Here is a 23,798-nt window from a genome sequence, read left to right as displayed (position 1 = left end):
CGTCGAAACGCGGCGCGCGCGGCGGCCGCGGCGCCTCGTCCTGGTCATCGACGTTGAAGGACGGGCGGTCGGCGCGCGGCGGGGTCGGGGCCGGACGCGTGCGCGGTGCGGCCGGCTGAGATGCGGGAGCGTTGCCTTCGGCGGCGCGGGCGCTGGCCCGGCGGAAGGCATCGCCGCTGCCGCTGCTGCGCGTGCCCCCACCGGGGCGCGAGGCCTCGCGGGCGCGCTGGGCGGCCTCCGATTCGACCTTGCGGACGGCCTCTTCCAGCGACAGCCGTTCGCGGGTGATCTCGGATTCGGAGAGCGGCGGCTGCACGCTGCGGAGCTGCGCGATCAGCGCCGTGCGCGCCCGCTCATAGAGCGCGCGACGGCTTTCGCCGGGAGCGTTGGGATCCAGGGCGGCAATTGCGCGGGCGATCAGCGGATAGTAATCAGCCATTTCAACTCAACTATACGCGCGTCCCGGTAAGATATCGTTAAGCCTCAAACGGATTTTGCACCAGGATAGTATCCTCGCGTTCGGGGCTGGTGGAAAGCAGTGCGACCGGGCAGCCGACCAATTCCTCGATCCGGCGGACATATTTGATGGCCTGAGCCGGCAGGTCGGCCCAGGACCGCGCGCTGGCGGTCGGCTCCTTCCAGCCCTCGATGGTCTCGTAGATCGGCTCGACCCGGCTTTGCGCGCCCTCGCCGGCCGGGAAATGGTCGATCTCCTTGCCGTCGAGCTTGTAGCCGGTGCAGACCTCGATCGTGTCGAAGCCGTCGAGAATGTCCAGCTTGGTCAGCGCCAGGCCGTTGATGCCGCAGGTCCGGACCGCCTGGCGGACCAGCACGGCGTCGAACCAGCCGCAACGGCGGGGCCGCCCGGTATTGGTGCCGAACTCGCGGCCGCGCTCGCCGATCTTGCGGCCGGTCTCGTTGTCCTGCTCGGTCGGGAACGGGCCCTGGCCGACGCGGGTCGTGTAGGCCTTGCACAGGCCGAGCACGTAGCCGACCGCGCCCGGCCCGAGGCCGGCGCCGGTCGCGGCCTGCGCCGCCACCGTGTTGGACGAGGTGACATAGGGGTAAGTGCCGTGATCGACGTCGAGCAGCGCGCCTTGCGCGCCCTCGAACAGCATGCGTTTGCCGGCGCGCCGCTCGATGTCGAGCAGCCGCCACACCGTCTCGGCATAGGGCAGCAGCTGCGGCGCCATCGCCATCAGCTCTTTCAGGATCACCGCGCTGTCGAATTCCGGCAGGTTGAGGCCACGGCGCAGCGCGTTGTGATGCGCCAGCAGGCGGTCGATCTTGTGCGGCAGGGTCTGATGATCGGCAAGATCCATCAGGCGGATGGCGCGGCGGCCGACCTTGTCCTCATAGGCAGGTCCAATGCCGCGGCGCGTCGTGCCGATCGCAGTCGCGGCGCTGGCGGATTCGCGGTGCGCATCGAGCTCGCGGTGCAGCGGCAGGATCAGCGTGACGTTTTCCGCGATGCGCAGATTGTCTGGGCTGACTTCGACCCCCTGCGCCCTGAGCTTGGCGACCTCGTCGAGGAAGGCGGCCGGATCGAACACCACGCCATTGCCGATCACCGACAGCTTGCCCTCGCGCAGCACGCCGGAGGGCAGCAGCGCGAGCTTGTAGGTCTTGCCGTTGATCACCAGCGTATGGCCGGCGTTATGGCCGCCCTGGAAGCGGACGACGATGTCCGCCTGCTCCGACAACCAGTCGACGATCTTGCCCTTCCCTTCGTCGCCCCACTGGGCGCCGACGACGACAACGTTGGCCATTCGCGGGTAATCCCTATTCAATCTGTCTCTAGGAGGCATGATCCTCGCGGAAAACCGGTGCCCACTCTTCCGGGATCATGCCTGCGCCCAGCCCAATCGGCGGCCGGAGCCGCCCGCACGCAAGGCAGCCAACCGGATAAAGGAAGCAGCCCCTCTAGGCAAGCAAGAACGGGGCTTTTTCGAGGTCCAAAGCCCGACCCAAGCCTTTGATATCCCCTGAAAATCCAGAAGCCTCTGGAACGGCGGAACGGGCTTCGACCAAAGCGTAAGGCGCCATGTCGGTCCCTGCATAGTCGCGATGCATCCGCCCCCCGTTGATGCGATCTCGATTTCCGTGTCTTTGAGCAGAGCCGGGCGATGAGCCGGCCCGGACCTTTCCGGGCCGGGGGCCTCGGCGCTATCCGCGGGGCCATGACGATCACAATGTCCGCAACCGCCCAGACCACCGGCACCGATACATCCGGTCACAGCTGGATCGCCAACCAGCCCTACCTGCTGCTCAGCATCACCGCGCTGTGCTGGGCCGGCAACGCCATCGTCGGTCGGCTCGCCGCCGGTCACATCCCGCCGGTGACGCTGTCGTTCCTGCGCTGGTTCTTCGCGTTCCTTTTGGTGCTGCCGTTCGCCTGGAAGCATCTTGCGCAGGACTGGCCCGCGATCCGCGGGCGGCTCGGCCTGATGGTCACGCTCTCGGTCACCGGTATCGGCGCCTTCAACACGCTGCAATATTGGGCGCTGGAGCACACCCAGGCGCTGAATACGCTGCTGCTCCAGTCGGCCGCGCCGCTGATCGTGGCATTGTGGTCGCTGGCCATTCTCGGCGTCCGACTCACCGCGGCGCAGGCTTTCGGCGTGCTGCTGTCGATGTGCGGCGTGCTCACGATCCTGCTGCATGGCGATTTCACCACGCTGTCGAACATCGAGTTCAACAAGGGCGACCTCATCTTCATCGTCGCGCTCGTCATTTTCGCGCTCTATTCGGTGCTGACCTTGAAGCGTCCACCGATGCACGGCCTCTCGTTCCTCGCCTTCACCTTCGGCTGCGGCGCCGCCTGCCTCATTCCGCTGGAGATCTGGGAATTGTTCGCGCGCCCCGTGATGAAGCTCGACGGGCCGAACCTGCTGACCCTGTTCTATGTCGCGGTGTTCCCCTCGACGCTCGCTTATCTCTGCTTCAACCGCGGCGTCCGCCTGATCGGCGCCAACCGCGCCGCGCCGTTCTTCCACGTCGTGCCGGTGTTCGGCTCGATCATGGCAATGGTCTTTTTGGGCGAGCGCCCGCAGGCGTTCCACTTCATCGGTTTCGCGCTGGTGCTGTCCGGGGTGTTCGTGGCGTCAAGGAAGCAGGCGAGCTAGGCTGAAGGCCCATCAGGCATCCCGTCAAAAGGCCATCGCAAGGTCCATCATCTGCGATCAAGCGTTCGCTGATGGGTTCATCCATACCATCTCCCAAACATACCCATCCGGGTCCTCAACGTGTCGGTTGTACATGAAGCCAAGGTCCTGCGCCGGGTTTGGATCGGCGCGACCGCCCGCAGCCACTGCGCGAGCCAGCGTTGCATCGACGGCATCGCGGTCGTCGACCGTAAGAGCGAACATGGCCTGGCTGTCGCGCCGCGCGTCGCCGATCTCGCGTTGGGTGAATTCACGATAGTGGTCGTGGGTGAGCAGCATCACGCCGATCGCGTCCGTGAACATGAGCGAGGTCGAATTTGCGCTGGAGAATTGAGGATTCACTGCGCCACCTAGCGCCACGTAGAACGCTGTCGATGCAGCGAGGTTGCGTACAGGCAGGTTCACCAAAATCATCTTGGGCATTGCTTTTCCTTCAAAAAGCGGCTGGAAGCCGCACTATGGTTTGACATCGCGAACAGAAAACTCTCAGCGCTCGACATAGGAAGCTGCTGATCGGCCTCCAGGACGCCCCTAACCTGCATTCAAATGTAACGCGCTGCGCCCATGCAGAGCGCGGCGATGCCGAGCAGGCCCGCCGCCACGCGTTGAGCCCCGGCGATACGTGAACGCAGATCCTCCGGATTGCCGACGCCACGACGCAAGGCCGCGAGCGCACGGGGACCGATTGCCGCCTGAACACCGGCCGCGATCAGTGCGCAGACCGCACCAACCGCGAGCACCTGCTCTGTCGTGCCGAAGCTGCCGGCATGAACGAGATGTCCGAGATAGCCGCCGGTCAGGATCGCAATCGTTGCCGCGCCGAGTTGTGGAAAGACCAGTTGCTCGCCGCCCACTCCGCCGATGCGGGCCAACGCGAAGCTTGATCCCGCCCAGAACACGGATGACAACACGTGAAGCGACAGGGCGATCACAAGGGCGGTGTGCATGGCAAGCTCCGAACCAGCTTCTAAATTGGATATACATTATGTATAGCCAATGCGTCAACAGAATGGCAAGGCCATGCCGAAGCGCAATTATGTGAGCTCCGCGCGGGCTTCCGCAGCGGCGGAGACGCGCGAGCGCATCATCGCGGCCGGTGCGCGCCTGTTGCGCAAGGACGCGAGCATTGCGAGCTTCTCCCTCGACGTCGTCGCGAAGGCGGCCGGCATCACCCGGCTGACCGTCTATAACCAATTCGGATCGCGGCGCGGATTGCTGGAAGCCGTGTTCGACGACATCGCAAGCCGTGGCGGGCTGTTCGAACTGACCGAGGTGATGGCGATGGCGGATCCGCGCGCCGCGCTCGACCGCGTGGTCGAAATATTCTGTACGTTCTGGGGGCACGACGCCGCGGTCGGCGGACTCAACCAGGCCATCGCAACCGATCCCGAATTCGGCGAAGCGCTGCTTGAACGCAACGAGCGACGGCGCGAATTGCTAGCTGCGCTGCTGTCGCGCATCGTCGGCAAACACGCAGCCAAGCGGGCCGCGCAGGACGCGGTCGACCTGATCTTCGTGCTGACGAGCTATCCGACTTTTGCGGCGCTGAGCCGGCAGCGCTCGACCGCGGAGGTCTGCCGCCTGTTACAGACGGCATGCCACGCGGCCGTGGATGCGTTGACGCCGGACCAGCGTGGAAGCGCGGAACGGAAGAAGTAAATGTCGTCGCGATGACCCTTCTTCCTTCTCCCCTTGTGGGAGAAGGTGGCGCGAAGCGCCGGATGAGGGGTCTCTATCCGCGCACTCAAATGAGAGTTGGACGCGCGGAGAGAGACCCCTCACCCGTCTCGCCGCTATCGCGGCGAGCCACCCTCTCCCACAAGGGGAGAGGGAAAGAGCAGCGCGCGCTACTTTGCCGTAAGCTTGCTGTACGCCTCGCTGGTGGCAATGATGACGTGCTCGGCGCAGCCGTTGACGCGATGCGGGTCGGCCCGCGTCTCGTAGGCCTCCGATGTCATCATGTCGAGGAAGGCTGTGACCGACGGATAGAAGACCAGCGCGACGAAATCCCAGTCGTTCCCCTCCTGCGGTCCGAGTGCGACAGCCCTGGCTTCGCCGGTCCAGAGCAAGGTGCCGCCGCGCGCCTTGATCATCGGCACGGTGATCGCGCTGTAACGCAGATAAGCGTCCCAGCCGGAACCGTCGCCGTCGCGCGAGCGCTCGTTGAAGCGCATCAGATTCAGCATCACTACCGGCGCATGCCGATCGAGCCGCTCCAGGCCTTCGATGTTCAACATATTAACCGCCAAAGGCGCCTCCCCGGTTCATGTCTGCATTGTAGCATTGCGGCTGCGTGGCTTGTGCCACGACGGCAATCCGGCGCAAGCTCGTATCCGACGCCAATGACGATCGCTTCGCCCGCGCCAAAGGCCGCCAATCCGGCCAGTTGGCTCAACAACCAGCCTTATCTGCTGCTCAGCCTGAGCTCGCTGTTCTGGGCCGGCAACATCGTGCTCGCGCGCCATGTCGGTGCGCATGTGCCGCCGCTGACGGTGACCACGATCCGCTGGTTCGGCGTGTTCCTGATCCTGTTGCCATTCGCATGGCCGCATCTGAAGCGTGACTGGCCCGCCTTGCGCAACAGCCTTCCCCTGATGCTGTTCCTGTCGCTGGTGGGCTTTGCCTTCAACAACGCGATCTCGTACTGGGCGATGCAATATACGGAAGCGCTGAACGCGCTGCTGATCCAGTCGGCAGGTCCGCTGTTCGTGGCGCTGTGGTCGCTGGCGCTGTTCGGGGTGCGGCTGACCGGCGCGCAGTTCGCGGGCATCGCGATCTCGCTTGCCGGCGTGCTGATCATCATCCTGCGCGGCGATCTCGCCGCGCTCGCGAGCATCAGCTTCAACAGGGGCGACATCATGTTCGCCTCCTCGCTGGTGGCGTTCGGTCTCTACTCCGCCTTCATCCCGCGGCGGCCGAAGATCCATCAGCTCTCATTTCTCTCCTTCACCACCTGCTGCGGCGCGACCATGCTGCTGCCGACCGCGATCTGGGAGGCGGCAAGCGGCCGCGTGCTGCAATTCGACGGGACGACGCTGGCGACCCTGGGTTACATCCTGATTTTCCCCTCGACGCTGGCCTATCTCTTCTTCAACCGCGGCGTCGCGCTGATCGGCCCAAACCGCGCCGCGCCGTTCTTTCATCTGGTGCCGGTGTTCGGCTCGGCGCTGGCGATCCTGCTGCTCGGCGAAAAGCTCCAGCCGTTCCACCTGATCGGCTACGCGCTGGTGCTTGCCGGCGTCGTGATCGCCTCGCGCCAGGGTTCTGCGGTGAAGTAATTCCGCGGCGCGGACGCGTTCACTACCTACGGCCATCTTTCGAATCCGGTTTTGACAAGCTACGTTCCCGGCCAACGAAAAAGAGGGAACGTCCAGACATGATTTCAGCATTGATTCGAAACCTGCGTGCCATCGGCGCGGCCGCGCTGTGCCTCGCCGCCGCATCCACGGCCCAGGCCGACAATTATCCGAGCCGCAACATCACGCTGGTGCTGCCGTTCGCGGCCGGCAGCGGTACCGACACCACGACGCGGCTGATCTCGCAGCATCTGTCGCAGGCGCTCGGCGTCGGCATCGTGATCGAGAACAAGGCGGGCGCCAACGGCATGCTCGCCGCGACCTATGTCGCGAAGGCCGCGCCCGACGGCTATACGCTGCTGGTGACGACCAACACCACGCATTCGGCCAATCCCTATCTGCTCAAGAGCCTCACTTACGATCCGGTCAAGGATTTCACGCCGATCGCGCGCACCGGCGATTTGCCCTTCATGCTGGTCATCAATCCGGACGTGCCGGCCAAGACCGTCGGCGAGCTGGTCGCCTATGGCAAGGCCAATCCGGGCAAGCTGAGTTATGCCTCGGGCTCGTCCTCGGCGATCGTGTCGGGCGCGACCTTTGCGCACAATGCCGGGCTCGACCTGTTGCATGTGCCCTACAAGAGCTCGCCGCCGGCGCTCAACGACGTCATGGGCGGCCGCGTCTCGATGATGTTCGTCGACATCCTGACCGGCCTGCCGCATGTCAACGGCAACGCGCTGCGCGCGCTCGCGGTCACCACCAAGGAGCGCTCACCGCTGGTGCCGCATCTGCCCTCGATGCAGGAGGCCGGCGTGCCGAACTTCGACATCTCGTCATGGCAGGGCTATTTCGGCCCGGCCGGCATGCCGAAGGAGATCGTGACGCGGCTCAACGCCGAGATCAGGAAGATCGTCGAGAATCCGGAGATCAAGGCCAAGCTCGCCACCCTCGGCATGGATGCCTTCTCCGGCACGCCGGAGCAGCTTGGCGGCTTCGTGAACGAGCAGCTCGTGCTGTGGGAGAAGCTGATCACGAACGCGAAGATCGAGAAGCAGTAGGCAGTCTCGTAGGGTGGGCAAAGCGTAGCGCGCCTACCATTAGGTCGTCGCAAAAAAGAAGAAGGTGGGCACGACGCTTCGCGTCTTTGCCCACCCTACGAATTCAGTGCAAGAATTTACGCCGCGCGGACCTTGGCGAGGAAGCCGTCGACGGCGCTGCGCAGCGCGCCGGACTGGTTGTCCAGCTCGCGAGCGTTGGAGAGCACGTCGGTGGCCGCACTGCCGGTCGCTTCCGCGGCCGAGGTGACGCTGCCGATATGGGCGTTGATCTCGCTCGAGCCGGCCGCAACCGACTGGATGTTGCGGGCGATCTCTCGGGTCGCTTCGCCCTGCTGCTCGATCGATGCGGAAATGCCGGCGGTGATCTCGCTCATCTCGGCGATGGTCTGGGTGATGCCGGAGATGGCCGTGACCGCGTCGCTGGTCGAGGTCTGCATCGCCGCGACCTGCGCGGAGATCTCCTCGGTCGCCTTCGCGGTCTGGTTGGCGAGCGCCTTGACCTCGGAGGCGACGACCGCGAACCCGCGGCCGGATTCACCGGCGCGTGCCGCCTCGATGGTGGCGTTGAGCGCGAGCAGGTTGGTCTGCGCGGCGATCGAATGGATCAGCTTGACGACCTCGCCGATCTTCTCGGCGCCGGTCGAGAGCACCTGCACGGTGGCGTTGGTCCGCTCGGCATCGTTGACGGCACGGCTCGCGACTTCGGTGGAGCGGGTGACCTGGCGGGAGATTTCCGCAACCGAGCTCGACAGCTCTTCGGCGGCAGCCGCAACCGTGCCGACATTGCCGGAGGCTTTTTGCGAGGCAGCGCCGACCGTTGCGGCACGCGAGGAAGCGTCGCTCGCGGTCGCGGTCATCGACTGCGCCGTGCTCTGCATGCCGGCCGCGGCCGAGGAGACCGAGCGGACGATGCCGGTGACGCTGCGTTCGAAGTCGTTGGCGATGTCTTCCATCGCGCTGCGACGTTCCGCCGCGGCGCGCTCCTTGGCATCGGCCTCGGTCTTCTCGAGGTCGCGGATGCGAACGGCGTTGTCCTTGAAGATCTGCACGGTCGAAGCCATCGCGCCGACCTCGTCACCACGGCCGACACCCGGGATGTCGCCCTCGAGCTTGCCGTCGGCCAGCTCCTTCATGCGGGTCCCGAGCAGCGCGAGCGGGCGGCTGATGCTGCGGCCGATCAGCCAGGCGACACTGCCGGCGACGATGACGATGCCGAGCATGGCGAAGCCGAGCAGCCAATAGACCGGGCCCATCTTCTCGTCGATGTCCTCGAGATAGGCGCCGGTGCCGAGATACATCTCGAAGCCGGGCACTGCGACGGCGTAGCCGAGCTTGCGGATCGGCTTGGCCTGACCAGGCTTCACATATTCGTAGAACAGCAGGATCTCGCCGTTCGCCTTGACCCCATCCATGATCTCGCGGGACAGCTTCCGACCGTTGGTCTCCACATCCATGCGGTTGGCGCCGATCTGCTTCGGATCGGGCGCGAGCTGCGTGATGCCGTCATAGGTGGTGCCGAACAGATAGCCGGAGCCCTTGTCGTAGGTCATCGCATTGCCGTAGCGGCGCAGCTCGGCGAGCGCGGCGTCCTTGGTCAGCTCGCCCGCATTGACCCGTTTCACCAGCGTGGCCGCGTAGTTGCGGGCCAGCTCGACGATCGCCTTGGTCTGGTCAATGCGCGCATTCACCATCTCGCGCTTCATCAGGTAGCCGGCGAGGACACCGGAGATGCACAGGCCGAACAAGGTGACGCCGACAAGGACACCCAGCTTTGGGGCGATCTTCAGATTGCTCAACTTCACGAGATGGCTCCGGCAACAATGGGATACGGGCACGCGACCAGATCGATCAAAATCGAATCAACTTTTATGTGTGAGGCCTTATCAAGTTACTTACGGGCCTCCGTAGAAGCCCGTACGCAGCCGCAAAGACCGGCAATTTATCTCAACGCCGACAACCGGGAATTGTACGCGACCGCATCGATTTCGCGTAAAAGACGCAAAGGCCAGCCACGAAGGCGGGTCACAACAAGAAACCAAATCGGGAGCAGAAAATGCCGAAATACAGGGTGGTGACGCCGAAGGGCGCGAGCTTCACGGTCGCGGGCAGCGATTATTCCTATGAGCGCGAGGCGCTCGATCCCATCGATGCCGAGATCGTCGAAGCCCCGGCCGACGAGGCCGGCTTCATCGCCGCCGCGAAGAACGCCGACGCCATCTATGCCAAGGGCATTCCGATCACCAAGACCATCATCGACGCGTTGGAGAGCTGCAAGGTCATCACGCTCGGCTCGGTTGGCGTCGACAGCGTCGACGTCAAGGCCGCCACCGCCCGCGGCATTCCCGTCACCAACATCCCCGACACCTTCATCGAGGAGGTCGCCGACCACGCCATGATGCTGCTGCTCGCCGGCTTCCGCCGCCTGGTCGAGCAGGACCGCATGGTGCGCGACGGCCGCTGGGCCGAGGGCCGGCCGGCGCTGCTCAAGATCCCGAGGCTAATGGGCCAGACGCTCGGCTTCATCTCGTTCGGCCGCGTGGCGCGTGCGGTTGCGAAACGCGCAGCCCCCTTCGGCCTGCGCATGATGGCCTATGATCCCTTCATCCAGGAAACGCTGATGTACGACCACGGCGTGATCCCGGCAACGCTGAATGAGGTGCTGTCGCAATCCGACTTCGTCTCGATGCATGCCCCCGCCCGGCCTGAGGTGCATCACATGCTGACCGAGAAGCACTTCCGGCAGATGAAGAAGGGCTCGATCTTCATCAACACCGGCCGCGGCGCCACGGTGGACGAGGAGAGCCTGATCAAGGCGCTGCAAGAAGGCTGGATCGCGCATGCCGCACTCGACGTGCTGGAGAAGGAACCGCCCTCGCACAACAATCCGCTGCTCGGCATGGAGAACGTGACCCTGACCGCCCACGTCGCTTCGGCCTCGGCACGGTTCGACGAGGCGCGCAAGCGCCGTGTGGGCTACGAATTGTCACTGGTGCTTCAGGGCATGTGGCCGGTAAGCTGCGTTAATCCGTCGGTGCTGCAAAGCACCGCGCTCCGCCGCTGGCAGCCTGTCAGCATGGATCGCGGACCGAACAGCTAGGCGGACGGCGCAAAAGGCGCCGGTAACCGGAACGGCCCTTCACCGGCGATCAACGCCGGGAAGGGAAACATTTAGGGAGGAACTGATGAGGAACGACATCACGCGTCGTGATGCCTTGGCGCTGGGCCTGTCCGCTGCAACGCTCGCGGCCACTGGTGCTGCAGCGCAAACAACGCAATCCAAAATCAAGGCCGCCGATGTGGCGGCGCCCAAGCGCGACATCGAGAAAGGCGCATCCTTGCGCATGCTGCGCCCGGTGCGTTTCGTCCAGGCCGACGAGGACGTGTTCCGCGCCAATGCGGCAAAATTCACCAAGGAGACCGGGGTCGAGGTCAAGGTCGACTTCGTCGGCTGGGAAGACATCAACCAGCAGACCGCGGTGACCTCGAATTCCGGCGCCGGCCCTGACATCATCATCGGCTTCTCCGATGCTCCGCACATCTATATCGACAAGCTGATCGAGCTGACCGACGTCGCCGACTATCTCGGCAAGCGTTATGGCGGCTGGCTGCCGCTGGCGCAGCGCTACGGCAAGAAGAACAAGAGCGACGCCTGGATCGGGCTGCCGTTCGGCGCCACCGCCGGTCCCCTGATCTACCGCAAGTCGATCCTGCAATCGGTCGGCTTCGACAAGGTGCCGGAAGACCATGCCGGAATCGTCGACCTGTGCCAGAAGCTGCACAAGGCCGGCAAGCCGGCCGGCTTCGCGCTCGGCAACGCCAAGGGCGACGGCAACGGTTTTGCGAACTGGGCGCTGTGGTCGCACAACGGCTCCCTGCTCGACGAGGACGGCAACGTCGTCATCAACAGCAAGGAGACGATTGCCGCGCTGAACTGGGTCAAGCAGCTCTACCCGACCTTCATCGCCGGCACGACATCGTGGAACGACGTCAGCAACAACCGCGCCTACTCCTCGCAGGAGATTTCCCTGACCGCCAACGGCGTCTCGCTGTACTTCTCGTTGAAGAACGACCCGGCGACCAAGGCGATCGCCGAGGACAGTGAACATCAGTTGCTGCCGAAGGGCCTCGCCAAGGTCTCGCCGATGGCGGGCCTGACGCTGAACGCCATGGTGTTCAAGCACAGCCAGTACCCCAACGCGGCAAAGGCATTCCTGCAATACATGCTTGAAAAAGACCAGTACGAGCCGTGGCTCAATGCCAACTCCGGCTATTGGTCACAGCCGCTGGCCGCCTATGCCGAGGCCGCCGTGTGGTCGCAGGATCCCAAGGTGAAGCTGTTCAAGGACACCATGAACAGCACCTACTATGACGGCTACAAGGGCCCGATCTCGACCGCGACGGGTGCCGTCAGCGCAGACTACGTGCTGATCCAGATGTTCTCGTCCGTAGCCACCGGCGCTGCCACGCCGGAGGCCGCTGCCGCAGAAGCCGAGCAACGCTGCAAGCGGTACTTCCGGCGGCAGAGCCGGTAACGGGCGACGACAAAGCGGCCGTCATTGCGAGGAGCACTTGCGACGAAGCAATCCAGACTATCTCCGCGGAGACAGACTGGATTGCTTCGCTTCGCTCGCAATGACGGTGGAGTGACTTTCACAGACGGGACAACAAACTGATGTCCGTGACCACCCTCTCCTCCCCCGCCCTGGCGCAGCGGCAACCGAACTGGCTGGTACGCCTGTTCGACTACAAGCCGTTCCTGATCGTGATGTGTCTGGCGCCTGCGATCGGGCTGCTCGCGGTCTTCCTGACCTATCCGCTCGGCCTCGGCGTCTGGCTCGCCTTCACCGACACCACGATCGGCCGGCGTGGCATCTACGTCGGCTTCGAGAATTTCCAGTATCTGCTCACCGATTCGCTGTGGTGGAACGCGGTGTTCTACAGCGTGGTCTACACGGGCATCGCGACGTTCGGGAAATTCGCACTTGGCTTCTGGCTCGCGCTGCTGCTCAACAACCATTTTCCTTTCAAGAGCGTGCTGCGTGCGATCATCCTGCTGCCCTGGATCGTGCCGACCGTGCTGTCGGCGCTGGCGTTCTGGTGGATCTACGATCCTCAATTCTCGATCATCTCCTACCTGCTGGTCGACGTGCTGCATTGGCGCGACAGCAATATAGACTTCCTCGGCTCGCCCTGGCCGGCGCGCTTCTCGCTGATCGCCGCCAATATCTGGCGCGGCATTCCCTTCGTCGCGATCTCGCTGCTGGCGGGGCTTCAGACCATCTCGCCCTCGCTCTACGAGGCTGCGATGCTCGACGGCGCCAGCGCCTGGCAGCGCTTCCGCTACATCACCTTCCCGATGATGATGCCGATCCTCGCCATCGTCATGACCTTCTCGATCATCTTCACCTTCACCGACTTCCAGCTGGTCTACGCCATCACCCGTGGCGGGCCCGGCAATTCGACCCATCTGCTGGCGACGCTGGCCTTCCAGCGCGGCATCGCCGGCGGCGAGCTCGGCGAAGGTGCCGCGATCGCAGTGTCGATGATCCCGTTCCTGGTGTTCGCGACGCTGTTCTCCTATTTCGGCCTGGCGCGCCGCAAATGGCAGCAGGGAGAGAGCAATGACTGATACTGTCGCCCAACCGGCTGTCGCCGACGCGAAGGCAGCGCCCGACACGATGGCCTGGGATTCCGGGCTGCGGCGGCTGATGATGATCTATCTGCCGCTCGGCTGCTTCGTGCTCATCCTGCTGTTCCCGTTCTACTGGATGGCGATCACCTCGTTCAAGCCGAACGCGGAGCTGATGAACTACAAGGAGCACAATCCGTTCTGGATCTCCTCGCCGACGCTCGCGCATATCAAGCACCTCTTGTTCAACACCGCCTATCCGCATTGGCTGTGGACGACGATGTTGGTGGCAATCGGCTCGACCACGCTGTCGCTGATCGCGAGCACGCTGGCCGCCTACGCCATCGAACGCCTGCGCTTCCGCGGCAGCCCCTATGTCGGCCTCGGCATCTATCTGGCGTATCTGGTGCCGCCGTCGATCCTGTTCATTCCGCTCGCCACCGTCGTCGTGCAGTTCGGCCTGTTCGACTCACCGTTGGCACTGATCCTGGTCTATCCGACCTTCCTGGTGCCGTTCTGCACCTGGCTCCTGATCGGCTATTTCAAGTCGATCCCCTACGAGCTCGAGGAATGTGCGCTGGTCGACGGCGCCACGCGGCTCCAGATCCTGCGGCGGATCACGCTGCCGCTCGCCGTGCCCGGCCTGATCTCGGCCGGCATCTTCTCCTTCACGCTGTCCTGGAACGAGTTCATCTATGCGCTCGCCTTCATCCAGAGCGGCGCCAACAAGACCGTGCCGGTCGCGATCCTGACCGAGCTCGTCACCGGCGACGTCTATCAGTGGGGTGCGCTGATGGCGGGCTCGCTGCTCGGCTCGCTGCCGGTTGCGATCTTCTACTCGCTGTTCGTGGATTATTACGTGTCGTCACTGACCGGGGCAGTGAAGGAATAGCCTCGCTATCCGAGCGACCAGCGGGAGACGGACTCGCGGAGAGTCCCCCTCACCCGGAATTTGCTAACGCAAATTCCGGCCTCTCCCCGCAAGCGGGGAGAGGCGAAGAGGACTGCGGCCTTTGGCCCGGCTTCACAAAACTGCAACGTGCCGTCCGCATAAGGCGTGCGTCCGCCAACAGGAGACGCACATGCGCGCGACTTTTCTCAGCACCGTCGCAACGATCATTCTCACCGCGAGCGCAGCGCTCGCGCAGAGCGAAGGTGAATTCCCGGCCAAGCTCGCCGGCCACGTGGTGATGCCGGCCGCCACGTTCATCGACGCGCCGGCCGATGCCCCCGCCGATCTCAAGACCTCGGGCAAATACACCACGAGCAAGCGCGTCGACGCGATCGGCACCGTGATGGGCAAGTCCTATGAGCGGGCGACCGGCGTGTCGCTGCCGTTCAAGGGCCAGCCGCTCCAGGGGCATTCCGGCATCAAGACCATGCCCGACGGCACGTTCTGGGTGATCACCGACAACGGCATGGGCGCGCGCGCGAACTCGCCGGATTCGATGCTGTATCTGAACCGCTACAAGATGGATTGGGCGGGCGGCAAGATCGAGCGGCTCGAGACCATCTTCCTGCACGATCCCGACAAGAAGGTGCCCTTCCGCATCGTGCACGAGGACACGCAGAAGCGTTACCTCACCGGCTCGGACTTCGACACCGAGGGCTTTCAGATCATCGGCGACACCTTCTGGATCGGCGACGAGTTCGGCCCCTACATCCTGAAGGCGGACAAATCAGGCAAGATCCTGGCCGTGTTCGAGACGGTCGCCGACGGCAAGCCGGTGCGCTCGCCCGACAACTGGGCGGTGGGAACGCCGGGCGCGCCGGGCGCGACCTACACCAACGTCAACCTCCGCCGCTCCAAGGGTTTTGAAGGCTTTGCGTCGTCGAAGGACGGCAAATTCCTCTACGGCCTGCTTGAAGGACCGCTGTGGGACGCCGACAAGAAGGATTGGGAGAAGGTCGACGGCAAGGAAGCCTCCCGCATCCTCGAGTTCGACGTCGCCGCGGAGAAATTCACCGGCCGCTACTGGCAGTATGTCTTCGAACAGAACGGCAACGCCATCGGCGACTTCAACATGATCGATCAGGCCTCCGGCCTCGTCATCGAGCGCGACAACGGCGAAGGCACCGCCGACAAGGCCTGCCCGCAGGGCACCCGCGGCGAGAACTGCTTCCCGGACCTCGCCAAGTTCAAGCGCATCTACAAGATCGAGCTCAGCGACGCCAATGTCGGCAAGCCCGTGCGCAAGATCGGCTATATTGACCTGATGAAGATCCAGGATCCCGACAAGAAGGCGAGGAAGCCGCTCAATGACGGCGTCTACACCTTCCCGTTCTTCACCATCGAGAACGTCGATCGCGTCGACGACACCCACATCATCGTCGGTAACGACAACAATCTGCCGTTCTCGTCCAGCCGCGATCCCAACAAGGCCGACGACGACGAGTTCATGCTGCTCGAGGTCGCGGATTTCCTGAAGGCGAAGTGAGATCTCGCTCCATCAATGCGGTCATCGCCCGGCTCGACCGGGCGATCCAGTACGCCGCGGCGCCAGCGATAGAATCGTTAGGCCTCGGCGTACTGGATGCCCCGCCCCATGCGCAATTGCGCACTAGGCGGGGCATGACAACGCACCGTAAACTCCCTACCCCGCCGGCACGATCACCATGCCCTTGTCCTTCGGCCAGCGGATGCGCCAGGCGAAGTTGATGTCGCGGGCCTCGCCGGGCTTGGCGTCGAATGTCCATTCCAGCACACCGCGCTTGTCGCGGATGTTGCTCGCGGTCGGCGGCGTGGTCGCGGGCAGCATCTCGACCACGATGTCCTCGTTCTCGCTGACCGGCAGTTGATCCTCGATCGCAACCTTGATCGGGAAATCGTGACCATTGCGGATCGTCGTCTTGAATGAACGCTCGTCGGTCTTCGACGTCGTGACCAGCAGGCCCGCCGAACCTTCGTTGCGCTTGAGCACCGCACGCTCGATCTTGATCTTGTCGTCGGCGCCGAAGCCAAGCCGCACGATGTCGTCCTTGGCCGACGCCGTGATCTTGCCGCGGCCGACGAAGACGCCGTCGCGGTAGATCGCGACCTTGCCCGGCAGCAATGTCGTATCGTCGGTTTGCTTGAAGCTGGCTTCGAGGAAGGCGGTCGGGTCCATCACCGGTGCGGCGCGCACCGCCAGATCGGCGGGCACATTCACCGAAGCGATACGGAGGCTCTTGGCGCCCTCGGCGGCACCGAGGCTGACGCGGCCGGGAATCCTGAACGTGGCCTGGAAGTCGCCGATTTCGGCAACCGCCTGCTGTTCTTCGGCGCGTTCACGCGGCTCAGAAGCCTCCGCGACTTTGGGCATCAGCGGCTGCATCTGGCGTGCCATCGGAGCGGGCCGCGCCAAATCAGAGGCCGTGCCAAGCGCCAGCGGCTTCGGCACCTGCGGATATTGCGCAACCAGCGAATTCAGCTCCGGGGCGCTGCCGCCGCGGCCGATGCGCACCGTGGAGACGCCGAGTGTGACGTTGGACCAGTCTTCGCCGGTCGATTGCGTGATCTCGGCACGGCGGACCAGCTCGAGTTGCGGCTTGCGGTCCTTGGCGCCGGTGTCGAGCCGGGCGTCGTAGAGCGGCAGCCAGCGCGCGTTGCGCACAGCATAGGTCACCCGCAGCGTCGCCTTGGTCGCGGCGGCCGAGGCGACGTCGATCCGCACCTCCAGCTTGCTCGGCGGCTTGGCCGAGCGCTCGGCTTCCAATTGTGCGATCTGGCGATCGATCTCGCGCTGTTTTCGTGTGGCATCGCGGATCGCAGTGTCGGCGGTCGCGATCTCCTCGGCGACGGCGGCAAAGGCCGCGCGCCATTCGGTGATCGGCCGCGCTTCACCCTTCTCGCCAAGGCCGGCGGGCGAAGCTTCAGCGAAGTGCTGCGCGAACTGACGCCGTGCGGTGGCCGAGTCGATCGCACCTTGTAGGTCCGCCCGCTGATCCCTGAGCGCCTCGATGCGCTTGTCGAGCTCGGGCAGATTCACGGGCGGCGCCGTACGCGGCGGCCGTGCGTCGATCGTGCCGATAGTCAGCTTGGCGCCCGCCTCGCCTTCGACGCGGAGGGAGGACGGGTCGAGCGAGAGCGGAAAATCCTTGGCGACCAGCGTCGAGTCACCGGAGGCGAGATCCAACGAAATGACGCGGGTCACGGTGGCGCCATCGGGATAGACGGTGACCGTATCGATCGCGGATTTGGCGTCCACGTCGGCTGCCCATGACGGCACCGCGACGGCCGAGGTCACCAGGACCAGGCTCGTGGTTGCCAAATATTTCGCGATGATGCGCATAAATCCCTCCTGCCATTATCGCCGCGCCGCCAGCCGGACGCGTGCGATCAGATGCCTCGCCATCGTGATGAGACGCGGCGGGGAAGGAACTGGTTCGATTGGGGTTTCCGTGGGGCGCTACGGCGGCGGCACGGTGGCCGCGGAACACGTTATGGTCCCGCCAGGCCTCAGATCTGGGTTGGCGAGCCCTGGCCGAAGATGCGGCGGAGCAGATCGGTCACGTTGCGGGCGCCAGCCTTCCTCAGGATGCTGGCGCGGTAGCCCTCGACGGTCCGCGCGCTCAGATGCATGCGCCGGGCGATTTCCTTGTTGGTCAGGCCCGCGGCGAGATGCTCGAGCACCGCGCCTTCGCGCGCGGTGAGGGGTTCGCAGCCGGGCAGCCAGCGCTGCCGGCTCGAGCCGGGCTGCGCGAACTCGTCGATCGCAGCATCGATCCGATCGACGATGTCACGGCCGCGGAACGGCTTTTCGATGAAGTCGGCCGCGCCGCTCTTGATGGCGTCGACCGCCATGGAAATGCTGCCGTTTGCCGAGGTCACCAGCACCGGCGCCATGCAGTTTTCCTCGCGCAGCCGTTTGAGCACATCGAGGCCGGAGCGATCCGGCGGCATCTCCAGCAGCACGCAGGCCGGCATCCGCGCTCTCGCCTCCGACAGCAGCGAGGCGCCATCGGCGAAGCAGATCACGTCATAGGCGCTCTGTTGAAGCGCGGTCGAAAGCTGCTCGCGGGAGACCGCGTCAGTTTCAATGACGAACACCTTACCCTTGGAAACCATGTTTCCCGGCATCATCCCGATCCAGCAATGTCTTGGTCAAATGGCCCGAGACGGCAGCGGGCCCCCGTCGCCTACCGCGCCGTCATGAGCACGGCATTCACGCCAGTGCTTCGGTTTCCCCTATGTATGTTCCAACGCGTTCCCGGATTTGACGGATGGGGACATAAACTTTACATTTCGGGACATCCCCTCGGGAATGGCGGAACGGGTCGCATGACCGACCTCATTCGCAGCGCAGGCTTGAGCTATTATCCGGAGGTCGCCCGGTCGGTCGGACTCGACCCCAGGCAGATGATGCGCAAGGTCCGACTGCCGCTGGCCTGCCTCGACAAGCCCGACACGCCGATCGCCGTCGCCGGCCTGCGCCGCCTGCTCGAATTGTCGGCCGAGGCATCCGGCGCCGAAGATTTCGGCTTGCGCCTTGCCGAGCGGGGCGGCCTGACCAATTTCGGCGCGGTTGGTTTGATCGTGCGCGAGCAGGCTACCGTCGGCGAGGCCATCGCAGCATTCTCACGCTTCATCCATGTCCATCACGAGGGGATGCGGCTCGATGTTACGCGCGACAAACACACCGTGACCGTCACGCTGCATCTGCGCGGCCGGCAGCCGAGCGCGCCGCGTCAGGCCATCGACATGGCGCTCGGCAGCGTCCACCGCATCATCCAGTCGCTGTTCAGCAGCGATTGGCGGCCACTGGAGGTGCAACTGCATTATCCGCCGCCGCACGACCGCAAGCGTTATCGCGAGTTCTTCGGCTGCCGCGTCACCTTCAATGCGGATGACGATGCGATCCTGTTGTCGGCGCACGACATGGAGCGCCGGATCCCGAGCGCGCATCCGCTGATCGCGAATTATCTGCGCAAACGGATCGAGGCGATCGAGACGCGCCCCGCAAGCTGGGAGGCAAAGGTCGACGAGGTCGTGCGCAGCCTGCTCGCCAGCGGCGATTGCACCGTCGAGCGCGTTGCCGAGCATCTCGCCTGCACCCGGCGCACCATCCACCGGCGCCTTGCTGCATCAGGCACCAGCTTCTCGGCCATCCTCGATGCACAGCGCGCCTATCTCGTGATCCAACTGATCGACGACACGCGCCGGCCGCTGGCCGACGTCGCCATGCAGCTCGGCTTCTCCGCGCAGAGCGCCATGGCACGCTGGTTCCGCGGCCGTTTCGGCTGCACCGTCACCGAATGGCGCAAGGGCATGCGGGGCGAGGTGCCCTCGGAGACGGCGGCGTAAACTCAGCGTGCCGGGACCGGCACGCCCATGATGGCAAGCGCGCGCCGGCGGCTGCCGGCAAGCAGCGGGCCGAACGCAATGGCAAATCCGAGGAATGCGACGACCCAGCCGCAGGCGGCAATGTGCAGCAGGGCGCCACTGTGCGCAGGCAGTACCACCGCGGCGATCCGCGCCAGCGCCGTGACGATGATCGCGACGTAGATCCCCTGTGTCGCCGGCGAAGCCGTCAGCGCCTGCCCGGTGTGACCGAGGCTCGCGCGCGTCATCACCGCGAGCGTCATGGTTCCGGCCGCCCCGGCCATCCAGGCGTGAATGCCCGCACTCGGCAGCAGCGCGCCGAAGGCAGCCAGCGCATGCAGGATGAAGCCGAGCGGCACAAAAAAATAGCCGACGTGGAGGATCAAGAGCAGCCGTTCGCGGAACGTGCGGTCGCCGGCCCAGCGCGCAAGCCGCACCAGGAGCAGCACGCCGACGAGCGCCATCGCGACGCCGGTGACGGCATTCGATGGCGCCACGATCCACGAGATGAGCGCGAGCGCGCTGCATCCGATCACCGCGCCGTCGAAGCGTCCGAACGGCACCGGCAGGCGGCCGGGATTGAACTTGACCAGCCAGTTGCGGGTGAAGCTCGGGATGATGCGGCCGCCGATCAGCGCGATCAGCAGCACGACCACGCCGATGCCGACGCGGATGCCGATATCGGCCGTGCCTTCGAAGTGCGTTTCGAGATGAAAGGCGATGTTGCCGGCAAGCAGCACCAGCACGAGCGCCACCACGGGCAGGTTGCGCCAGTTACCGCCTGCCATGATCTCGCGCGCCGCGGCTGCGACGACCAGCGCCAGGAAGGCGGCATCGACGAGCAGCGCGAACACCCAGCCCGTGTCGGCCGACAGCATCACCGCAATGCGCCCGGCAAGCCAGACCACCAGCAGCGCCCCCAGCGAGGTGCCCTGGATCGGCAACCGCCCGGTCCAGTTCGGGATCGCCGTGAACAGGAATCCGGTGATCACCGCAGGCAGGAAGCCGTAAAGCATCTCGTGGACATGCCAGTCGCGCGGGGCGAAGGCTGATGTCACCGACAGTTCGCCATAGAACATCGGCAGCCAGACCAGGATCGACACGGCGGCCTGGATCGCGGCGAACAGGAAAAAGGGCCGAAAGCTGTTCGCAAACAGCGGCCAGCCCTCAAAGTTGCGGGATCGGGCGCCAGCCATGGGGTCAACTCCTGGAAATTCAAACCGGTGTCTGGAAAAATACTGCCGCCCGGCCGGCCCGTTTTGCGCTATCGCAAACTGTTGGACGATTGCAGATGCCATCACACTCCCCAGCGCCAAGGAGACAGAATGGCCAAGGTCGACACATCGCTGGTTGCGCATTTGCCGCTGTTTGGGGGCGTCAAGCCGGAGGACCTCGAAGAAATCCTGCGCGAGGCCCGCTCGGCGCGTTACCCCAAGAACAGCACCATCTTCGAGCAGGGGGCGGACGCGCAGTCCTTCTTCCTGCTGCTGCACGGCCATGTCCGCGCCGCCAAGACAACGCCGACCGGCGAGCAGATCGTGGTGCGCTATGTCGCGCCCGGCGAGACATTCGGCCTCGCGATGGCGATCGGAGCCGCGCACTATCCGGCGACGGCGATGGCGGTCGACGACAGCGTGGTGCTGATCTGGCCGACCTCTGCCTGGCCGCGGCTGATCGAGCGGTTTCCCTCGCTCGCCGCCAACACGCTCCAGACGGTCGGCACGCGTCTCCAGGAGAGCCACACCCGCATCCTGGAAATGTCGACCCAACAGGTCGAGCAGCGCGTCGCGCATGTGCTGCTGCGCCTCGCCAAGCAGTCCGGCAAGAAGCTCGATCACGGCATCGAGATCGACTTCCCGATCAGCCGCCAGGACATCGCGCAGATGACCGGCACCACGCTGCACACCGTCAGCCGTATCCTGAGTGGCTGGGAGAGCCAGGGTCTCGTCGAGAGCGGCCGTCAGCGCATCATCCTGCGCGAACCGCACAGGATCGTCGTGCTGGCGGAGCGGAGCCCCGACAGCGGCGCGGCGTGAGAGCCGCGCCAGAGCGTTTTTCCTGCCTGCTCCTCTGCCTGAGATAGGAGCGAGGGGCGATTCCGCTTACGGCGAAAGCGCGCCCTCACCCGGGAATCCGCACGCGCCCGCGCGAATTCCGGACCACCTCACGCCGGCACGCAGTCGCAGAGCGCGGCGAGGAATTTCTCGCGGTCGATGCCATGCTCGCGGCAGGCGTCATCCACCGTGTGGAAGGTCGCGATCGGGCAGCCGACGCAGGCCATCCTGAAGGCGAGAAACACACGGATCGTGTGCGGCGCCGTGCGCATGATGTCATCGACCAGATCGTCGGATCGGAAAGACATGGACAACTCCGTTCCGAAACGACGATAGCGGAGCGGGGCGGAGTTTCTTTGTTGAAGCGCAAGCTGTTGCCAACTCACCAACGCGTCATTCCGGGGCGCGCGCAGCACGAGCCCGGAATCCATTGTGCAGCGCGTGATGTGGAACAATGGATTCCGGGCTCGCGCCAAAGAGGAGCGCCCCGGAATGACGGAGAGAGCGTCTAAACCGCCCGGCTGTGCAGCTGCTTTCCTGGATCCAGATGCGCGTCGAACGCCGCCGCGACGCTGCGGACCAGGAAGCGCGAGTCCCTGGCGACCGCGAGCTTATCGCCGTCCAGCCTCACGACGCCGTCAGAGATCAGCGGCTTCAGACGCGACGCCGATTTCAGCATCGCCTCGGGCTCTGCGCCATGGCGCGCGCAGATGTCGCCGAGATCGGCGCCGAACTCGCACATGATACGCTCGATGATGTCGGCGCGCAGCCGGTCATCATCGGTAAGCCCATAGCCCTTCGCGGTGGCGAGACGGCCAGCGCCGATGCACTGCGCGTAGGCGCCGATCTGCACCTCGTTCTGGACGTAACCTTGCGGCAGGTGTCCGATCGCGCTCGCGCCGAAACCGAGCAGCACCTCGGCCTTGTCTGTGGTGTAGCCCTGGAAATTGCGCCGCAGCGTCCGCTCCTCGAAGGCCACGGCCATGGAATCGTCGGGTCGCGCGAAATGATCGAGCCCGATCTGCACGTAGCCGGCCTCCTTCAGCGCATTCGCGATCGCGCAAGCCTGGTCGTGACGCGCGGGGCCGTCGGGCAGGACGGCCTCGTTGATCATGCGCTGATGCTTCTTGAAATCAGGCACATGGGCATAGCCGAACACCGAGAAGCGGTCGGGCGCGAGCGCGAGCGCGCGCCGGACCGTGTCCAGGCACGAGGCGACGGTCTGGTGCGGCAGCCCGTAGATCAGGTCGAAATTCACTCCCGCGATATCGGCGCGCCTGAGCATGTCGACGACGCAAGCCGTCTGCTCGAAACTCTGCACGCGGTTGATCGCGCGTTGCACGACGGGATCGAAGCTCTGAACCCCGAGGCTCGCGCGGTTGACGCCGGAGAGCCGCATCGCCTCCACCATGTCGGCGGTCAGCGTCCGAGGATCGATCTCGACCGCGATCTCGGCCGTGGGCAGCACGAAGAATGCCTGCCGCATCGTTGCCATCAACTCGGCGAAAGCTTCCGGCGCCATGATCGTCGGCGTGCCGCCGCCGAAATGAATATGCTCGACCTTGATGCGGCGGCCGATGGTGTCGGCCACTTGCACGATCTCTCTGCGCAATGTCCGCTGATAGGCCGCGATCAGATCGTCGCGGCGGACGATCTGGGTATGGCAGCCGCAATACCAGCACATCTCGCGGCAAAACGGCACGTGCAGATAGAGCGACGCGCTGGCGCCCGCCGGGAGCTCGGCAAGCCACCCGGCGTAGGTGTCTCCGCCGATCGCAGGCGAAAAGTGCGGTGCGGTCGGGTAGCTCGTGTAGCGCGGCAACCGTTCGTCGCCGTAGCTCACCGCGAGATCAGCTCTCATATCTTACCCATTCGTAAATTCGGCCGCTTGCTGACGCCGCGGCGAGTCACGGAATGCATTCAGCTAACCCGGATTCGCGCCGGCGACCTTGCGCTCGCGCAAAGTCCGGATGGAGCGGCGAGGGCAAACATTGCGCTCGCGCAAAGCGCAATGACCGGTTCCGCGCCATGCTTATGGTCGATCGCACGGCCATCCGGAGCGTTTGCCATGAGGCTTCTCGCACTCGAATTGATCCTGTCCCTGCTCGATGTCCGCGGCCATATCCCGCGCTTCGACGACTTCCGCCCCGTCCCGGCAGCTCCAGCGACCGGCCCTGTCGGCATCGCGCGCGCTCTGGCCGCCGCAATCGCTGTCTTCATCGTGCTGTCGCTGGCGGTCTGGGCAACGGTCTTTCTCGCCATACAGCTGCTCTAGTCGCATCTTCGCGAAAGCCTC

22 protein-coding genes and 1 pseudogene are annotated in these 23,798 nt (G+C 64.8%); 12 read left to right on the top strand and 11 right to left on the bottom strand.

Translation table 11 applies throughout. The features are described 5' to 3' along the window. Positions 1-439: pseudogene (locus tag AAE027_RS33835) on the bottom strand (hypothetical protein); the annotation flags it as partial. A gap of 37 nt (positions 440-476) precedes the next feature. Beyond that, a complete protein-coding gene (locus tag AAE027_RS33830; RefSeq protein WP_091888310.1) occupies positions 477-1,769 on the bottom strand; it encodes an adenylosuccinate synthase in 1,293 nt (430 codons plus the stop codon). 423 nt (positions 1,770-2,192) lie between these two features. Here AAE027_RS33830 and AAE027_RS33825 point away from each other — a divergent pair, with 423 nt between their 5' ends. Further along, entirely contained in the window at positions 2,193-3,125 is a 933-nt protein-coding gene (locus AAE027_RS33825; protein WP_128946826.1) for a DMT family transporter, read from the top strand. Positions 3,126-3,182: 57 nt separating this feature from the next. Here the strand turns inward: AAE027_RS33825 and AAE027_RS33820 are convergent, their stop codons facing one another. Continuing rightward, positions 3,183-3,587 carry a VOC family protein gene (locus tag AAE027_RS33820; protein WP_370991150.1) on the bottom strand — a complete coding sequence of 135 codons (405 nt, stop codon included), beginning with the start codon at positions 3,585-3,587 and terminating at the stop codon, positions 3,183-3,185. Between the two features lie 119 nt (positions 3,588-3,706). After that, a complete protein-coding gene (locus AAE027_RS33815; RefSeq protein ID WP_370991149.1) occupies positions 3,707-4,111 on the bottom strand; it encodes a hypothetical protein in 405 nt (134 codons plus the stop codon). A gap of 49 nt (positions 4,112-4,160) precedes the next feature. On the opposite strand from AAE027_RS33815, the gene AAE027_RS33810 reads away from it, so the two are divergent. Continuing rightward, a complete protein-coding gene (locus AAE027_RS33810; protein ID WP_370991148.1) occupies positions 4,161-4,823 on the top strand; it encodes a TetR/AcrR family transcriptional regulator in 663 nt (220 codons plus the stop codon). A 188-nt stretch (positions 4,824-5,011) separates the two neighbouring features. On the opposite strand, the gene AAE027_RS33805 is transcribed toward AAE027_RS33810, so the two are convergent. Next, positions 5,012-5,401, bottom strand: a complete 390-nt coding sequence (locus AAE027_RS33805; protein WP_370990301.1) for a DUF1330 domain-containing protein — start codon at positions 5,399-5,401, stop codon at positions 5,012-5,014. 105 nt (positions 5,402-5,506) lie between these two features. Here AAE027_RS33805 and AAE027_RS33800 point away from each other — a divergent pair, with 105 nt between their 5' ends. Both AAE027_RS33800 and AAE027_RS33795 read left to right on the top strand, forming a co-directional pair. Next, on the top strand, positions 5,507-6,442 hold the full coding sequence (locus AAE027_RS33800; protein ID WP_091888300.1) for a DMT family transporter: 936 nt from the start codon (positions 5,507-5,509) through the stop codon (positions 6,440-6,442). Between the two features lie 98 nt (positions 6,443-6,540). Next, the gene (locus AAE027_RS33795) at positions 6,541-7,518 is read left to right on the top strand and encodes a Bug family tripartite tricarboxylate transporter substrate binding protein (RefSeq protein ID WP_370990300.1); all 978 of its coding nucleotides are present in this window, start codon (positions 6,541-6,543) and stop codon (positions 7,516-7,518) included. 116 nt (positions 7,519-7,634) lie between these two features. Here AAE027_RS33795 and AAE027_RS33790 read toward each other — a convergent pair whose 3' ends face one another. After that, a complete protein-coding gene (locus AAE027_RS33790; RefSeq protein ID WP_370990299.1) occupies positions 7,635-9,320 on the bottom strand; it encodes a methyl-accepting chemotaxis protein in 1,686 nt (561 codons plus the stop codon). A gap of 251 nt (positions 9,321-9,571) precedes the next feature. On the opposite strand from AAE027_RS33790, the gene AAE027_RS33785 reads away from it, so the two are divergent. The 5 genes from AAE027_RS33785 to AAE027_RS33765 all read left to right on the top strand — a co-directional run bounded on the left by AAE027_RS33785 (position 9,572) and on the right by AAE027_RS33765 (position 15,585). Continuing rightward, positions 9,572-10,615 (top strand): C-terminal binding protein, encoded by a 1,044-nt coding sequence (locus tag AAE027_RS33785; protein WP_091888294.1) that lies wholly within the window; start codon positions 9,572-9,574, stop codon positions 10,613-10,615. 85 nt (positions 10,616-10,700) lie between these two features. Further along, on the top strand, positions 10,701-12,050 hold the full coding sequence (locus AAE027_RS33780; RefSeq protein WP_370990298.1) for an ABC transporter substrate-binding protein: 1,350 nt from the start codon (positions 10,701-10,703) through the stop codon (positions 12,048-12,050). A 140-nt stretch (positions 12,051-12,190) separates the two neighbouring features. Beyond that, positions 12,191-13,147, top strand: coding sequence for a carbohydrate ABC transporter permease (locus AAE027_RS33775; protein WP_370990297.1), 957 nt, complete (start codon positions 12,191-12,193; stop codon positions 13,145-13,147). Next, positions 13,140-14,039, top strand: coding sequence for a carbohydrate ABC transporter permease (locus AAE027_RS33770; protein WP_091888289.1), 900 nt, complete (start codon positions 13,140-13,142; stop codon positions 14,037-14,039). Before AAE027_RS33775 ends, AAE027_RS33770 begins: the two co-directional genes overlap by 8 nt. A 190-nt stretch (positions 14,040-14,229) precedes the next feature. Then, positions 14,230-15,585 carry an esterase-like activity of phytase family protein gene (locus AAE027_RS33765; RefSeq protein WP_370990296.1) on the top strand — a complete coding sequence of 452 codons (1,356 nt, stop codon included), beginning with the start codon at positions 14,230-14,232 and terminating at the stop codon, positions 15,583-15,585. Between the two features lie 156 nt (positions 15,586-15,741). Here the strand turns inward: AAE027_RS33765 and AAE027_RS33760 are convergent, their stop codons facing one another. Further along, positions 15,742-17,418: a mucoidy inhibitor MuiA family protein gene (locus AAE027_RS33760; RefSeq protein ID WP_370990295.1), complete on the bottom strand. Its 1,677-nt coding sequence runs from the start codon at positions 17,416-17,418 to the stop codon at positions 15,742-15,744. Positions 17,419-17,585: 167 nt separating this feature from the next. Beyond that, a complete protein-coding gene (locus AAE027_RS33755; protein WP_370990303.1) occupies positions 17,586-18,206 on the bottom strand; it encodes a response regulator transcription factor in 621 nt (206 codons plus the stop codon). A 201-nt stretch (positions 18,207-18,407) separates the two neighbouring features. Here AAE027_RS33755 and AAE027_RS33750 point away from each other — a divergent pair, with 201 nt between their 5' ends. Continuing rightward, entirely contained in the window at positions 18,408-19,430 is a 1,023-nt protein-coding gene (locus AAE027_RS33750) for an AraC family transcriptional regulator (protein ID WP_370990294.1), read from the top strand. Between the two features lie 2 nt (positions 19,431-19,432). On the opposite strand, the gene AAE027_RS33745 is transcribed toward AAE027_RS33750, so the two are convergent. After that, positions 19,433-20,644: an NnrS family protein gene (locus AAE027_RS33745; protein ID WP_370990293.1), complete on the bottom strand. Its 1,212-nt coding sequence runs from the start codon at positions 20,642-20,644 to the stop codon at positions 19,433-19,435. Positions 20,645-20,773: 129 nt separating this feature from the next. Between AAE027_RS33745 and AAE027_RS33740 the strand changes: the two genes are divergently transcribed. Further along, a complete protein-coding gene (locus AAE027_RS33740; RefSeq protein ID WP_091888281.1) occupies positions 20,774-21,484 on the top strand; it encodes a Crp/Fnr family transcriptional regulator in 711 nt (236 codons plus the stop codon). A 128-nt stretch (positions 21,485-21,612) separates the two neighbouring features. Here the strand turns inward: AAE027_RS33740 and AAE027_RS33735 are convergent, their stop codons facing one another. Together AAE027_RS33735 and hemN are read right to left on the bottom strand one after the other, a co-directional pair. Beyond that, a complete protein-coding gene (locus AAE027_RS33735) occupies positions 21,613-21,810 on the bottom strand; it encodes a DUF1858 domain-containing protein (protein WP_091888479.1) in 198 nt (65 codons plus the stop codon). 200 nt (positions 21,811-22,010) lie between these two features. Next, positions 22,011-23,363, bottom strand: a complete 1,353-nt coding sequence (hemN, locus tag AAE027_RS33730; RefSeq protein WP_370990291.1) for an oxygen-independent coproporphyrinogen III oxidase — start codon at positions 23,361-23,363, stop codon at positions 22,011-22,013. A gap of 207 nt (positions 23,364-23,570) precedes the next feature. On the opposite strand from hemN, the gene AAE027_RS33725 reads away from it, so the two are divergent. Beyond that, positions 23,571-23,777 carry a hypothetical protein gene (locus tag AAE027_RS33725; protein WP_370990290.1) on the top strand — a complete coding sequence of 69 codons (207 nt, stop codon included), beginning with the start codon at positions 23,571-23,573 and terminating at the stop codon, positions 23,775-23,777. The last annotated feature ends 21 nt before the right edge of the window (positions 23,778-23,798 follow it).

Source organism: Bradyrhizobium sp. DN3, assembly GCF_041357655.1.
Taxonomy (GTDB): domain Bacteria; phylum Pseudomonadota; class Alphaproteobacteria; order Rhizobiales; family Xanthobacteraceae; genus Bradyrhizobium.
This window is presented reverse-complemented; position numbering and strand designations above follow the sequence as displayed.